The sequence below is a fragment of the Mesorhizobium sp. M4B.F.Ca.ET.214.01.1.1 genome (assembly GCF_004791545.1).
GTDB classification, from domain to species: Bacteria; Pseudomonadota; Alphaproteobacteria; order Rhizobiales; family Rhizobiaceae; genus Mesorhizobium; species Mesorhizobium abyssinicae.
Map to the genome: position 1 here is coordinate 1 of NZ_SRUX01000080.1, position 415 is coordinate 415.

Below are 415 nucleotides of genomic sequence, written 5' to 3' on the forward strand. Positions count from 1 at the left end.
CGAGCTATTTCCAGGGTACCGAACTGGCGTCCAGCGGATTGCCGCAGGGCAAGGAACTGGAAATCCTGGAAAAATATCGCGACAAGCTGCCGCCGGACCTCTTCACTCAGGAGTTCAAGCTGCCTGTCTACGATTCGCCGCAAGCGGAACGGAAGTATCTGAAGCAGGCCGTCGATCTCTTCGCCAAGGCCGGATGGGTCATCAAGGGCGGCAAGATGGTCAACGCCAAGACAGGCGCACCGTTCAAGTTCGAGATCCTCGGCTGGAACGACACAGACCAGGTGATCGCCAGCCCCTACATTGCCATCCTGCGCAAGATCGGCGTCGACGCTACCCTGCGCATCATCGATCAGACGCAGTACATCAACCGTGTGAACCATTTCGATTTCGATGTCGTGACGGGTCTGTTCGGCCA

General features: G+C 57.6%; 1 protein-coding gene. It reads left to right on the forward strand.

Annotation, left to right across the window (positions count from 1 at the left end):
• Positions 1-415: ABC transporter substrate-binding protein (locus EN857_RS33380; RefSeq protein ID WP_245521679.1), on the forward strand; the 415-nt coding region annotated here is incomplete at both ends.